The organism is Thioalkalivibrio sp. ALE14, assembly GCF_000376845.1.
In the GTDB taxonomy this organism is placed as follows: domain Bacteria; phylum Pseudomonadota; class Gammaproteobacteria; order Ectothiorhodospirales; family Ectothiorhodospiraceae; genus Thioalkalivibrio.
In genome coordinates this window covers 62,693-75,789 of sequence record NZ_AQXY01000030.1, presented here as the reverse complement: position 1 = coordinate 75,789, position 13,097 = coordinate 62,693, and the positions used below count along the sequence as shown (strand labels likewise).

14 protein-coding genes are annotated in these 13,097 nt (G+C 65.9%); all 14 read left to right on the top strand.

Annotated elements, in window-relative coordinates; translation table 11 throughout:
- The first annotated feature begins 142 nt into the window (after positions 1–142).
- The 14 genes from mnmG (at position 143) to glmU (ending at position 13,090) form a co-directional block, all read left to right on the top strand.
- Positions 143–2,005 carry a tRNA uridine-5-carboxymethylaminomethyl(34) synthesis enzyme MnmG gene (gene mnmG / locus F572_RS0111515; protein ID WP_017943063.1) on the top strand — a complete coding sequence of 621 codons (1,863 nt, stop codon included), beginning with the start codon at positions 143–145 and terminating at the stop codon, positions 2,003–2,005.
- A gap of 286 nt (positions 2,006–2,291) precedes the next feature.
- Entirely contained in the window at positions 2,292–2,915 is a 624-nt protein-coding gene (rsmG, locus tag F572_RS0111510; protein ID WP_017943064.1) for a 16S rRNA (guanine(527)-N(7))-methyltransferase RsmG, read from the top strand.
- Positions 2,916–2,918: 3 nt separating this feature from the next.
- Complete coding sequence (locus F572_RS0111505; protein ID WP_017943065.1) at positions 2,919–3,674, top strand: ParA family protein; 756 nt, start codon at positions 2,919–2,921, stop codon at positions 3,672–3,674.
- Positions 3,675–3,710: 36 nt separating this feature from the next.
- On the top strand, positions 3,711–4,553 hold the full coding sequence (locus tag F572_RS0111500) for a ParB/RepB/Spo0J family partition protein (protein WP_018158464.1): 843 nt from the start codon (positions 3,711–3,713) through the stop codon (positions 4,551–4,553).
- Positions 4,554–4,720: 167 nt separating this feature from the next.
- Positions 4,721–5,107 (top strand): ATP synthase subunit I, encoded by a 387-nt coding sequence (locus F572_RS0111495; RefSeq protein WP_017943067.1) that lies wholly within the window; start codon positions 4,721–4,723, stop codon positions 5,105–5,107.
- Positions 5,108–5,138: 31 nt separating this feature from the next.
- A complete protein-coding gene (gene atpB, locus F572_RS0111490) occupies positions 5,139–5,981 on the top strand; it encodes a F0F1 ATP synthase subunit A (RefSeq protein ID WP_026143160.1) in 843 nt (280 codons plus the stop codon).
- A 53-nt stretch (positions 5,982–6,034) separates the two neighbouring features.
- Entirely contained in the window at positions 6,035–6,271 is a 237-nt protein-coding gene (gene atpE / locus F572_RS0111485; RefSeq protein WP_012983953.1) for a F0F1 ATP synthase subunit C, read from the top strand.
- 53 nt (positions 6,272–6,324) lie between these two features.
- Complete coding sequence (locus F572_RS0111480; protein ID WP_017943069.1) at positions 6,325–6,795, top strand: F0F1 ATP synthase subunit B; 471 nt, start codon at positions 6,325–6,327, stop codon at positions 6,793–6,795.
- A 9-nt stretch (positions 6,796–6,804) separates the two neighbouring features.
- Positions 6,805–7,341, top strand: a complete 537-nt coding sequence (locus F572_RS0111475) for a F0F1 ATP synthase subunit delta (RefSeq protein WP_017943070.1) — start codon at positions 6,805–6,807, stop codon at positions 7,339–7,341.
- Between the two features lie 13 nt (positions 7,342–7,354).
- A complete protein-coding gene (gene atpA / locus F572_RS0111470; RefSeq protein ID WP_017943071.1) occupies positions 7,355–8,896 on the top strand; it encodes a F0F1 ATP synthase subunit alpha in 1,542 nt (513 codons plus the stop codon).
- 12 nt (positions 8,897–8,908) lie between these two features.
- Positions 8,909–9,769, top strand: coding sequence for a F0F1 ATP synthase subunit gamma (gene atpG, locus F572_RS0111465; protein WP_017943072.1), 861 nt, complete (start codon positions 8,909–8,911; stop codon positions 9,767–9,769).
- A 58-nt stretch (positions 9,770–9,827) separates the two neighbouring features.
- Complete coding sequence (gene atpD / locus F572_RS0111460; protein ID WP_017943073.1) at positions 9,828–11,204, top strand: F0F1 ATP synthase subunit beta; 1,377 nt, start codon at positions 9,828–9,830, stop codon at positions 11,202–11,204.
- 13 nt (positions 11,205–11,217) lie between these two features.
- Positions 11,218–11,637, top strand: a complete 420-nt coding sequence (locus F572_RS0111455; protein ID WP_017943074.1) for a F0F1 ATP synthase subunit epsilon — start codon at positions 11,218–11,220, stop codon at positions 11,635–11,637.
- A gap of 79 nt (positions 11,638–11,716) precedes the next feature.
- Positions 11,717–13,090 (top strand): bifunctional UDP-N-acetylglucosamine diphosphorylase/glucosamine-1-phosphate N-acetyltransferase GlmU, encoded by a 1,374-nt coding sequence (glmU, locus tag F572_RS0111450; protein WP_026143161.1) that lies wholly within the window; start codon positions 11,717–11,719, stop codon positions 13,088–13,090.
- Positions 13,091–13,097: the final 7 nt, after the last annotated feature.

Sequence of the window (13,097 nt, the reverse complement as noted above, 5' to 3'; positions counted from 1 at the left end):
TCTCGGGTCCGGAACACCGACCCCTACCGGGGCCGCTTCGCGATTCCGTAACTGCCTGCTAGAATTCCGCTTTTCGTGCCCCGGGTGTGATGGGTGCACGACGCAACCCACAGGCCGGAGCACCGGTCGGGACAGCAGGACCATGGCGAATTCCTTCGATGTCATCGTGATTGGCGGCGGACATGCCGGCACCGAGGCCGCGCTGGCCGCGGCGCGCGCGGGTGCGCGCACGCTGCTGCTCACCCACAACATCGAAACCATCGGCCAGATGAGCTGCAACCCGGCGATCGGCGGGATCGGCAAGGGCCACCTGGTCAAGGAGATCGACGCCCTGGGGGGCGTAATGGCCCGTGCGGCGGATGCCGCGGGCATCCATTTCCGCATCCTCAACCGCCGCAAGGGGCCCGCGGTGCGTGCGACCCGCGCCCAGTCCGACCGGCAGCTCTACCGCCAGGCCATCCGCCAGTTCGTCGAGGCCGAACCGAACCTGCAGGTCTTCCAGCAGCCGGTGGCCGACATCCTCCAGGACGGCGATCGCGTCACCGGCGTGGTGACGGAGGCGGGGATTGCGTTCGAGGCCCGCGCGGTGGTCCTGACCGTCGGCACTTTCCTCAACGGCCAGATGCACACGGGCCTCACCCAGCAGCCCGGCGGACGCGCGGGCGATCCCCCGAGCACCCGCCTGGCGGCGCGCCTGCACGAGATGGCCTTCGCGGTCGGGCGGCTGAAGACCGGTACGCCGCCGCGCATCGACGGGCGCAGCGTGGATTTTTCGCGCCTTGAGGTGCAGCCGGGCGACGACCCGCGCCCGGTGTTCTCGTTCATGGGATCCACCGACAACCACCCGGAGCAGCGCGCCTGTCATATTGCGCGCACCAGCGAGAAGACCCACGAGCTGATCCGGGCGAACCTCGACCAGGCGCCGATGTACAGCGGCCAGATCGACAGCACCGGCCCGCGTTACTGCCCGTCGATCGAGGACAAGGTGGTGCGCTTTGCCGACAAGGCCAGCCACCAGGTGTTCGTGGAGCCGGAGGGGTTGACCACCCACGAGCTCTACCCCAACGGCATCTCGACCTCCCTGCCGTATGCGATCCAGGTCCCGCTGGTGCAGAGCATCGAGGGCTTCGAGCAGGCGCGCATCACGCGCCCGGGCTACGCGATCGAATACGACTACTTCGACCCGCGCGGCCTGCGCCCGAGCCTGGCTACGCGCGAGGTCGGCAACCTCTTCTTCGCCGGGCAGATCAACGGCACCACCGGCTACGAGGAGGCCGCGGCCCAGGGTCTGGTCGCGGGACTCAACGCCGCCCGACTGGTGCAGGAGGCCGAACCGTGGATCCCGCAGCGCTCCGAGGCCTACATCGGGGTGCTGATCGACGACCTGGTGACCCGTGGCACCCAGGAGCCCTATCGGATGTTCACCTCGCGCGCCGAGTACCGGCTTTTGCTGCGCGAGGACAACGCCGATCTGCGCCTCACCCCGGTTGGTCGCGAGTTTGGCCTGGTCGATGACGCCCGCTGGGCGCGCTTCGAGTCCCGCGCCGCGGCCATCGACGCCGAACGCGAGCGCCTGGCCGGTCGGCGCCTCGACCGCGACCAGCGCAACCGCCCGGCCCTGACCGAACTCCTTGGCGGGGCCCCGGACCCCGAGGCCACGCTGCTGGACCTGCTCCGCCGGCCGCAGGCCGACTACGCAAGCCTGATGGCCGCCCTGCCGGAGCTGGCGACCGACTGCACGCCGGATGTCTGCGAACAGGTGGAGATCCAGGCCAAGTACGCCGGCTACATCGAGCGCCAGAAGACCGAGATCGAGCGCCAGGCAAAGGCCGAGCAGACCGCCCTGCCGGACGGTCTCGACTACGACCGGGTCCATGGCCTTTCCAGCGAAATCCGCCAGAAGCTGGCCGAATTCCGCCCGCATACCCTGGCCCAGGCCCAGCGCATCCCGGGCGTCACCCCGGCCGCACTGTCGGCCCTGGCCGTGCACCTAAGGACACACTAATCCATGTACACCCTCGCGTTGGCACCCCTGGTTGTCCGAGACCAGGCGCGGTGCGCAGCCGGTAGTGGTTCTACCGGCAAGGGCCGCAACGCAGGGTCGGGGAACCTGGGGTGCCAACCTCGAAGGGGCCCGGCCGCCCGTTCTCGTCAACAACGGGCGCGCGCACGGCGTTGCGGCTCCCTTGTGCAGAGTGACTGCACGGCCGTCACCGCGCCTTGTTCGCACGCAAAAGCGACTCGAGCGCGAATGTGTACATGGATTAGTGTGTCCTTGGAGCAGCGCGCCAGTGGCGAGTGAGGCCTGGGCGGCGCAACTGGCGCCCTATGCCGATGCCTGGGACCTGGATGCCCGCGCGCAGGAGGTGCTGGCGACCTATCTGGCCGAGCTGCTCCGCTGGAATCGCGTGCACAATCTCACCGCGGTGCGCGACCCGGCGCAGGTGATCCCACGCCACGTACTCGACAGCCTGACCCTGCGCCCGTATCTTCAGGGCGACCGCGTGCTCGATGTGGGCACCGGGGCCGGACTCCCCGGGTTCATCCTGGCGGCGACGGAACGCGACCGCGACTTCTGCCTCCTGGACAGCGCGGCCAAGCGTATTCGCTTTCTGCGCAACGTGATCGGCCTGACCGGTCTGGCGAACGCCGAGGGCATCCATGCGCGGATCGAGGATTTCCAGCCCGCGGCGCTGTACACCACCGTGCTGTCGCGTGCCTTCAAGGCCCCGGCCGAGATGCTCGGCCGGGTCGGGCATACCGTCGCGCCCGATGGTCGCGTGCTGGCCATGCTCGGGCAGCGCCGGGTGGTCGACGATCCGTTGCCGGCGCCCTGGTCGTACCGCCGGGTGGACCCGGTTACCATTCCCGGCGAGGTGGCCGAACGCCACGTCGCCATTATCGAGAGAGCCTGAGCCGTGACCGACACACTGGCGATCACCAATCAGAAGGGCGGGGTCGGCAAGACCACCACCTGCGTCAATCTGGCCGCATCGCTGGCTCGCCTGGGCAAGCGTGTCCTGGTGGTGGACATGGACCCCCAGGGCAATGCCACTACCGGCTCCGGAGTGGACAAGCATGCCGACGACCCGACCTCCTGCGAGGTCCTGCTCGGTCAGGCCACGGTTGCCCAGGCCGCGCATCGGGTCGAGGCCGGTTACGATCTGGTACCGGCCAATGGTGACCTGACCGTGGCCGAGGTGCGGTTGATGGATGCGGAGCGCCGCGAATATCGTCTGCAGGATGCCCTGGCCGAGGCGGTCGCGAACTACGACCACATCCTGGTGGATTGCCCGCCCTCGCTGAACCTGCTCACGGTCAACGGACTGGTCGCCGCCGATGGCGTGGTGATCCCGATGCAGTGCGAGTATTACGCGCTCGAGGGTCTGACCGCGCTGATGCGCACCATCGAGAGCATCCAGCGCGGGCCGAACCCGAAGCTGCGCATCTCCGGCTTGCTGCGCACCATGTTCGACCCGCGCAACCGCCTGTCCGGCGACGTCTCCGCCCAATTGACCGGCCACTTCGGCGACCGCGTGTTCCGTACCGTGATCCCGCGCAACATCCGGCTGGCCGAGGCCCCCAGTTTTGGCCAGCCAGCCTTGTTGTATGATGCCTCCTCGCGCGGCGCGGTGGCCTACCTCGCCCTGGCCGGCGAGATGCTGCGGCGCTGACCGCCCCTTTACGACTGTCTGCAGGAACGATCGAGCATGGCGAAACGTGGATTGGGCCGCGGCCTGGATGCCCTCCTCTCCGGTGCCCAGGCCGGTGGCGACGAAGCCGACAGCCTGGATCAGCTCCCGATCGAGCAGATCCGGCGCGGCAAGTACCAGCCGCGCGTGCACATGGCCGAGGCCGCGCTGGCGGAACTGGCGGACTCGATCCGGGCCCAGGGCATCGTGCAGCCCGTCGTCGTGCGCCGCCTGGATGATGGCTACGAGCTGATCGCCGGGGAGCGCCGCTGGCGCGCGGCCCAGATCGCCGGCCTCGAGACCGTCCCGGCGGTGGTCCGGGATATCCCCGATCAGGCCGCCGCGGCGATGGCGCTGATCGAGAACATCCAGCGCGAGGACCTGAACCCGCTGGAGGAGGCGCAGGCGATCCGCCGCCTGATCGGCGAGTTTGAAATGACCCACCAGGCCGCGGCCGATGCCGTGGGCCGTTCGCGGACCTCGGTCACCAATCTGCTGCGCCTCCTCGAGCTCCACGACACCGTCAAGGAACACGTCAATGAAGGCCGCCTGGAAATGGGCCATGCCCGCTGCCTGCTGGCCGTTCCCCTGGACGACCAGCCCGGCGTCGCCGCCACGGTGGTCAAGCGCGGCCTGTCCGTGCGTGCCACCGAGCAGCTGGTGAAAAAGGTCCTGGCGGCGACCCCGGAGCCGAAGAAGGACACCAGCCCCTCGCCCGAGGTCCGGCAGCTCGAGAGCCGCCTGTCCGACCAACTGGGCGCGCCGGTCCAGGTCCGCTACAACCGCCAGGGCAAGGGCCGTCTGGTCATCGAGTACAACAGCCTCGACGAACTCGACGGGATCCTCGAACACATCCAGTAAACACCGTCCGTTCTCCGGCCCGCGTACCCCCGTAAAACGCTCCGGGGCCCACCCCCAGACCCGGGCTAAAACCTTGCTTCCAGCCCCATAACGGTTTGACCTAATAGAAGGGTGCTCTTATACTACGCGCACTTTTTGGGAGAGGGGTGGGTGTGCCCATCCGCTGAATGACACCGCGACGCTTCAGACACGCCTTACAATCGCTGGGTCTGCAGCTCGCCTTAACGCTGATACTGTCGGGCCTGCTTCTGGCCCTGTTCCCCCCAATCGTGGCGATCTCGGCTGCGGTGGGCGGCATGACCGCGACCCTCGGCAACGCCGTGGCCGCGGTCGTCGTGTTTCGGCCCTACCGTTCCGATCAGGTGGGCTCGTTGACCGCCCGGATGATGGGCGCCCAGCTGGGACGACTGGTAATCATCGCGGTGGCATTCGGGGTGGCGTTCGCTTACCTGGACGAGCCGGACCTGCTGGCCCTGTTCGGCATCTTCCTCCTGGTGCATCTGGCCCCGCTATGGTGGCTGCACCGGGTTTCTGATCAAGCAATGACGAGATAACTGCATGGCTTCAGAAAGCGGACTGCCCACGATGGAAGAGCACATTGCTCACCATTTGACGAACCTCACCTTCGGGCTCCATCCGGAGAACGGATTGAGCTTTGCCACGACCAGCACCCAGGCGGCCGAAATGGGCTTCTGGGCGATCCACGTCGATTCCATGCTCTGGTCGATTGCGCTCGGGTTGCTGTTTGTCCTCACGTTCCGCGCCGCGGCCAAGAAGGTCACCGCCGGCGTCCCGGGTGGCTGGCAGAACTTTGTCGAAATGACCATGGACTTCGTCAATGACAACGTCCGTGGCTCCTTCAAGCACAAGAACGACATGGTCGCGCCACTCGCGCTGACCATCTTTGTCTGGATCTTCCTGCTCAATCTGATGGACCTGGTCCCGGTGGACCTGATCCCGCATATCGCCTATCTGCTGGGCATCCCCTACTTCAAGATCGTGCCGACGACGGATATCAACGTCACGGCGGGTCTGGCGCTGGGCGTCTTCATCCTGATCATCTACTACTCGCTGAAGATCAAGGGCCCGGTCGGCTTCATCAAGGAACTCACGGGCATCCCGTTCCAGACGAACATCGTTTACATCAAGCCGATCTTTTGGGTGATCAACTTCGTGCTGGAGTTCATCAACCTGCTGGCGAAGCCGGCCTCGCTCGCCCTGCGACTGTTCGGCAACCTGTACGCCGCGGAGATGATCTTCATCCTGATCGGCGTCATGTACTCCGCGGGCCTGATCTTGGGTCTCGCCGGCGGTGTGCTGCACGTGGGCTGGGCGATCTTCCACATCCTGGTGGTGCCGCTGCAGGCCTTCATCTTCATGGTGCTGACCGTCGTCTATCTCGACATGGCGTACAGCGAAGACCACTGATTCCGATTTTCCTACTCAACTGACTGTTTCAACACTCGACTGGAGATACAAAAATGGAAATGGCAAACGCTCTGATCGTTCTGGCTGGCTCTCTGCTCCTGGGTCTGGCCGCTGTCGGCGCCGCGATCGGCGTGGGCACCCTGGGTGGTCGCTTCCTGGAAGGCGCCGCGCGTCAGCCGGAACTGATCCCGATGCTGCGTACCCAGTTCTTCATCGTGATGGGTCTGACCGACGCCGTGCCGATGATCGGCGTGGGTATCGGCCTGTACGTCCTGTTCGCCCTGGGCTAAGAGGCTGACCGAGTCCCGAGGATCCCTCACACTCGTCAACCCGAGGTAGCAGGATGAATATCAATCTGACCATCATCGGCCAGCTGCTCGCGTTCAGCGTCTTCGTGTGGTTCACGATGCGCTACGTCTGGCCGCCCATGTCCAACGCCCTGGAAGAGCGTCGCAAGAAGATTGCCGACGGTCTCGCCGCAGCGGAGCGTGGCGAGAAAGAGCAGGAGCTCGCGCAGGAGCGTGCGACCGAGGTGATCAAGGAAGCCAAGCAGCAGGCCAACGAGATCGTCGCCTCCGCTCAGAAGCGTGCCAACGAGCTGGTCGAGGAGAGCAAGACCACGGCCCGCGAGGAAGGTGACCGCATCAAGGAAGCGGCGCAGTCCGAAATCGAGCAGGAGCTCAACCGCGCGAAGGAAGAGCTGCGCAAGCAGGTCTCCGACCTGGCGGTTGCCGGTGCCGAGCAGATCCTGGCCAAGGAGATTGACGCCAAGGCCCACGGCGATCTGCTCAAGAAGCTCGCGGCCAAGCTCTAAGGAGACGTTATGTCAGACCTGATTTCGGTCGCCCGACCCTACGCCCGCGCGGCATTCGAGCGGGCCCGCGAGGCCAGTGATCTCGCCGGCTGGGCCGAGCAGCTCGAGTTGCTGGCGGCGATCGCCAGCGACTCGCAGATGCACAGTCTCCTCTCCAATCCGCGGCTCCCGCGGCCGGACCGGGCCCAGCTCGTCCTGGACGTGGCCGGCGACAAGGTCGGTGCCGAGGCGGGCAATCTGGTTCGTCTGCTGGCGGAGAACGGCCGTCTGCCGGCCCTCCCCGCCGTACGCGCCGCCTTCGAGGAACTCAAGGCCGCCGCGGAACAGCGCGTGCACGCCGATGTCACTGCCTATCGCAAGCTCACGCAGGCGCAGGAGAAAGAGATCCACGACGCCCTGGTCAAGGGCCTGGGCTGCGAAGTCGATCTCGAATGCTCAGTCGACAGCTCCCTGATGGGGGGCGCCATCATCCGCGCCGGCGACCTGGTAATCGACGGCTCCGTGCGAGGCCAGCTGAACCGCCTGGCTGCCAATTTGAGTCGCTAAGAGGATATTTAACATGCAACTGAATCCCTCCGAGATCAGTGATCTGATCAAACAGCGCATCGAGAAATTCGATGCCTCCTCCGAGGCCTCCAACGAGGGTACCGTGGTCAGCGTGACCGACGGCATCGCCCGCGTCCACGGCCTCGGTGACGTCATGCAGGGCGAAATGCTCGAGTTCCCCGGCGACACCTTCGGCATGGCGCTCAACCTCGAGCGTGACTCGGTCGGGGTCGTGATCCTGGGTGACTACAAGCACATCACCGAAGGCCAGACCGTCAAGTGCACCGGCCGCATCCTGGAAGTGCCGGTCGGCGAGGAACTCCTGGGCCGCGTGGTCGACTCCCTGGGCCGCCCGATCGACGGCAAGGGCCCGGTGAACACCGACATCACCAGCCCGATCGAAAAGATCGCCCCGGGCGTCATCGAACGCCAGTCCGTTGACCAGCCGCTGCAGTCCGGCATCAAGGCGATCGACGCCATGGTCCCCGTTGGCCGTGGCCAGCGCGAGCTGATCATCGGCGACCGCCAGACCGGCAAGACTGCCGTGGCCATCGACGCGATCATCAACCAGAAGGACTCCGGCGTTAAGTGCATCTACGTCGCGGTCGGCCAGAAGGCCTCCTCGGTTGCCTCCGTGGTCGCCAAGCTGGAAGAGGCCGGCGCGATGGACAACACCATCATCGTCGCCGCCAACGCCTCCGAATCGGCCGCGATGCAGTTCATCGCCCCGTACGCCGGTTGCGCCATGGGCGAATACTTCCGCGATCGCGGCGAAGACGCCCTGATCGTCTACGATGACCTCACCAAGCAGGCCTGGGCCTACCGCCAGGTCTCGCTGCTGCTGCGCCGCCCGCCGGGCCGCGAAGCCTACCCGGGTGACGTCTTCTATCTGCACTCCCGTCTGCTGGAGCGTGCCTCCCGCGTGAATGCCGAGTACGTGGAAGAAAAGACCAACGGCGAGGTGAAGGGCAAGACCGGTTCGCTGACCGCGCTGCCGATCATCGAGACCCAGGCGGGTGACGTGTCCGCGTTCGTGCCGACCAACGTGATCTCGATCACCGACGGCCAGATCTTCCTCGAGACCGACCTGTTCAACTCCGGTATCCGACCGGCCATCAACGCGGGCCTGTCGGTGTCGCGAGTCGGTGGTTCCGCGCAGACCAAGGCGATCAAGAAGCTGGGTGGCGGTGTCCGTCTGGCCCTCGCCCAGTACCGCGAGCTGGCGGCGTTCTCGCAGTTCGCCTCGGATCTCGACGAGCTGACCCGCAAGCAGCTGGACCGCGGCAAGCGCGTGACCGAGCTGATGAAGCAGGGTCAATACCAGCCGATGTCCATTGGCGAAATGGCGTTCTCGCTGTATGCCGCCAACGAGGGCTACCTCGATGACGTCGAGGCGGAAAAGGTCGTGAGCTTCGAGAAGGAACTGATCGCCTATGCGCGTTCCTCGCAGAAGGAGCTCCTGGACGAAATCAACAGCACTGGCGACTACAACGACTCCATCCAGGACAAGCTGAAGAAGGCCCTGGAAGAGTTCAAGGCCAAGCACAGCTGGTAACGGGAGCACGCAATGGCGGGCACTAAGGAGATCCGGACGCAGATCAAGAGTATCCAGAATACTCAGAAGATCACCAAGGCGATGGAAATGGTCGCCGCGTCCAAGATGCGCAAGGCCCAGGACCGCATGGAAGAGTCCCGGCCCTACGCTCAGAAGATCCACGACGTGATCGGTCACGTCGCCATGGCGAATGCCGAGTACCGGCATCCGTTCATGGTCGAACGCGAGGTGAAGCGGGTTGCGCTGATCATCGTGTCGACCGATCGCGGCCTCTGCGGCGGGTTGAACACCAACCTGTTCAAGAAGGCCGTCGGCGAGATGCGCCGGTACCGCGACGAGGGCGTCGAGGTCGATCTGTGCGTGGTCGGGAACAAGGCACTGCAGTTCTTCAAGCGCCTTGGCGGCAACATCGTGGCCGAAGCCAGGGATCTCGGGGACCGTCCGCACATTAACGACCTGATCGGCTCGATCAAGGTGGTGCTGGACAACTTCCGCGACGGCAAGGTCGACCGCGTCGTGCTGCTGGAGAACAAGTTCGTCAACACGATGACCCAGCAGCCCGAGGTGACCCAGCTGCTGCCGACCGCACCCAGCCGGGACGAATCGCTCAAGCACCACTGGGATTACATCTACGAGCCCGACACGCATCCGGTGATGGATACGCTGCTCGAGCGCTATGTCGAGTCCCTGATCTACCAGGCGGTGGTCGAGAACGTGGCCTGCGAGATGGCCGCGCGCATGGTGGCCATGAAGTCCGCCTCCGACAACGCCGGCACGATGATCAAGGACCTGCAGCTCGTCTACAACAAGGCGCGCCAGGCCGCGATCACCCAGGAGATCTCCGAGATCGTCAGCGGCGCGGCCGCGGTCTAGCGCCCGCCGTCACGTATCGGTCGACTCGGCACGAATTACGACTTACGAGGATGAACAAATGAGTTCTGGAAAGATTGTCGAAATCATCGGCGCCGTCGTGGACGTGGAGTTTCCCCACGGCGAAGTGCCCAAGATCTACGACGCCCTGACGCTGGAAAACGGCCTGACCCTGGAAGTCCAGCAGCAGCTGGGCGACGGCGTGGTCCGCACCATCGCCATGGGTACGACCGAAGGCGTGAAGCGCCAGACCCCGGTCACTGCGACCGGCAAGCCGATCTCCGTGCCGGTCGGCAAGGGGACCCTGGGCCGCGTGATGGACGTCCTCGGCCGACCGGTGGACAACGCCGGTGACGTGGAAGCCCAGGAGACCTGGTCGATCCACCGTGCGGCCCCGACCTTCGACGAGCAGGCGGGCTCCACGGAGCTGCTGGAAACCGGCATCAAGGTCATCGACCTGCTTTGCCCCTTCGCGAAGGGCGGCAAGGTTGGCCTGTTCGGCGGCGCCGGCGTGGGCAAGACCGTCAACATGATGGAGCTGATCCGCAACATCGCGATCGAGCACTCCGGCTACTCCGTGTTCGCCGGTGTGGGCGAGCGTACCCGTGAGGGGAACGACTTCTACCACGAGATGAAGGACTCCAACGTCCTCGACAAGGTGGCCCTGGTCTACGGGCAGATGAACGAGCCGCCGGGCAACCGTCTGCGCGTGGCGCTGACCGGTCTGACCATGGCCGAGTTCTTCCGTGACGAAGGCCGTGACGTGCTGATGTTCATCGACAACATCTACCGTTACACCCTGGCCGGGACCGAGGTCTCCGCGCTGCTGGGCCGTATGCCCTCCGCGGTGGGCTACCAGCCGACGCTGGCCGAGGAAATGGGTGTCCTGCAGGAGCGCATCACCTCCACCAAGAAGGGTTCGATCACCTCGATCCAGGCGGTCTACGTGCCGGCGGACGACTTGACCGACCCCTCCCCGGCCACGACCTTCGCGCACCTTGACGCCACCGTCGTGCTGTCGCGTCAGATCGCCGAGCTGGGCATCTACCCGGCCGTGGATCCGCTGGACTCGACCTCGCGTCAGCTGGACCCGCAGATCATCGGTCAGGAGCACTACGACACCGCGCGTGCCGTCCAGGGCACCCTGCAGCGCTACAAGGAGCTGAAGGACATCATCGCGATCCTCGGGATGGACGAGCTGTCGGAAGACGACAAGCTGGTCGTGGCCCGCGCGCGCAAGATCCAGCGCTACCTGTCGCAGCCGTTCTTCGTGGCCGAGGTCTTCACCGGAGCCCCCGGCAAGTACGTGTCCCTGAAGGACACCATCCGCGCGTTCAAGGCCATCGTCGATGGCGAATACGACCACCTGCCGGAGCAGGCCTTCTACATGGTCGGCACCATCGAGGAAGCCGTCGAGAAGGCCGAGAAGCTCGGCTAAGGAGCAAGGCGTTATGCCCATGAATATGCATGTGGATGTGGTCAGTGCGGAGGAGTCCATCTACTCCGGTACGGCCCTGATGATCGCCGCGCCCGCCGAAGGTGGCGAGGTTGGCGTGTATGCCGGGCATACGCAGATGCTCGCCCGGCTGAACCCGGGCGAACTGCGGATCCAGGAAAAGGAAGGCGCGGAGCCGCAGCCGGTGTTCGTGTCCGGCGGTATCCTCGAGGTTCAGCCGTACCACGTAACGGTGCTCGCAGACACCGCGGTCCGCGCCAAGGACCTGGACGAAGCCGAGGCGCTGGAGGCGAAAAAGCGTGCAGAGGAGGCCCTGGAAAATTCCCAGGCCGACTTCGACTACGCCAAGGCCCAGGCCGAACTGGCCGAGGCCGCGGCCCGTCTCCAGATGATCCAGAAGCTGCGCCGGAAATAATCCGGCAAGCTGTGACGGATGACTTACGCCAAGGGCCAACCGAATCGGTTGGCCCTTTATCATTGTAGGCATGCCTGAAATGACACCCCTCCATATCGCGGTACTGGCAGCCGGCAAGGGGACGCGCATGCGTTCGCGCAAGCCGAAGGTCCTGCAGCCCCTCGCCGGTCGTCCCCTACTCGCCCACGTACTGGAACGCGTCGCGCTGCTGGAAGCGGCCGCCTGTCATGTGGTGGTCAGTCACGAGCAGGAACGCATCCGCGCGGCCTTCGCGGACTCGCCACTGGACCTGCACTGGGTCGATCAGGGGGAACCCCGGGGGACGGGCCACGCCGTGTTCCGCGCCCTGGAGGATATCCCGGATGGCGCCCGCGTCCTGGTGACCTACGGGGACGTCCCTCGAATCCCGGTTGGCGACCTCCAGGCCTGCGCCGAGGGCGACGGTGTGACCGTGCTGGCGGCTCGGGTGGGGGATCCGAGCGGCTATGGGCGCCTGATCCTGGGCGCCGACGGCCAGCTCGAGCGGATCGTCGAGGACAAGGAGGCGAGTGCGGACGAACGCGCCGTGGATCTCATCAACACGGGGGTGCTGGCCGGCCCCGCGGCCGCCCTGCGCGCCTGGCTGGCGGCCTGCGAGCCGGCCCCGGGCGGATCACGCGAGTGGTACCTGACCGACGTGGTCGCGGCGGCTCGGGCGGACGGCCAGTCCGTCGCGGTTGTCGAGAGCCAGGATCCGGCCGCCGTGCTCGGGGTGAATGATCGCGCACAACTGGCCGTCCAGGAGCGCTTGTACCAGCGTGCGCTCGCCACGGACATGATGGGACGCGGGTTGGCGCTGGCCGACCCCGACCGTTTCGATGTCCGAGGCGTTCTCAACTTCGGACAGGATTGCGCACTGGACGTGAACGTCGTGATCGAGGGCACGGTCACGCTCGCCGACGATGTCTACATTGGCCCCGGTTGCGTGCTGCGGGACTGCGACATCGGTCCCGGCACGCAGATCGCGGCCCACACCATCCTCGAGGGGGTGCGGGTGCACGCGGATGCGCGGATCGGACCATTCGCACGACTTCGGCCGGGCACCGAGGTGGGTGCCGGCGCCCGCGTCGGGAATTTCGTGGAAATCAAGAACGCCTCCCTGGGCCCCGGGGCGAAGGCGAACCACCTGACGTACGTCGGTGACGCCCGGGTCGGGGCGGGCGCCAACCTCGGTGCGGGTACCATCACCTGCAATTACGATGGTGCCAACAAGCACCGTACCGAGATCGGCGAACGCGCCTTCATCGGCTCGAATACCGCCCTGGTGGCGCCGATTCGCATCGGCGATGACGCTACCGTAGGGGCGGGCTCGACGCTGTCGGACGACGTCGAGCCCGGCGCACTGGCGCTTACGCGTGCCCGGCCCCGCACCATTCGCGACTGGCCGCGCCCCAAGAAAAGCGGCAAGGAATAAGGAGAAC

Excerpts from the sequence above, each read along its gene's own strand:
- mnmG (WP_017943063.1), top strand. The coding sequence starts at position 143 with ATGGCGAATTCCTTCGATGTCATCGTGATTGGCGGCGGACATGCCGGC.
- F572_RS0111500 (WP_018158464.1), top strand. The coding sequence starts at position 3,711 with ATGGCGAAACGTGGATTGGGCCGCGGCCTGGATGCCCTCCTCTCCGGT.
- F572_RS0111495 (WP_017943067.1), top strand. The coding sequence starts at position 4,721 with ATGACACCGCGACGCTTCAGACACGCCTTACAATCGCTGGGTCTGCAG.
- atpB (WP_026143160.1), top strand. The coding sequence starts at position 5,139 with ATGGAAGAGCACATTGCTCACCATTTGACGAACCTCACCTTCGGGCTC.
- atpE (WP_012983953.1), top strand. The coding sequence starts at position 6,035 with ATGGAAATGGCAAACGCTCTGATCGTTCTGGCTGGCTCTCTGCTCCTG.
- F572_RS0111480 (WP_017943069.1), top strand. The coding sequence starts at position 6,325 with ATGAATATCAATCTGACCATCATCGGCCAGCTGCTCGCGTTCAGCGTC.
- F572_RS0111475 (WP_017943070.1), top strand. The coding sequence starts at position 6,805 with ATGTCAGACCTGATTTCGGTCGCCCGACCCTACGCCCGCGCGGCATTC.
- atpA (WP_017943071.1), top strand. The coding sequence starts at position 7,355 with ATGCAACTGAATCCCTCCGAGATCAGTGATCTGATCAAACAGCGCATC.
- atpG (WP_017943072.1), top strand. The coding sequence starts at position 8,909 with ATGGCGGGCACTAAGGAGATCCGGACGCAGATCAAGAGTATCCAGAAT.
- atpD (WP_017943073.1), top strand. The coding sequence starts at position 9,828 with ATGAGTTCTGGAAAGATTGTCGAAATCATCGGCGCCGTCGTGGACGTG.
- F572_RS0111455 (WP_017943074.1), top strand. The coding sequence starts at position 11,218 with ATGCCCATGAATATGCATGTGGATGTGGTCAGTGCGGAGGAGTCCATC.
- glmU (WP_026143161.1), top strand. The coding sequence starts at position 11,717 with ATGACACCCCTCCATATCGCGGTACTGGCAGCCGGCAAGGGGACGCGC.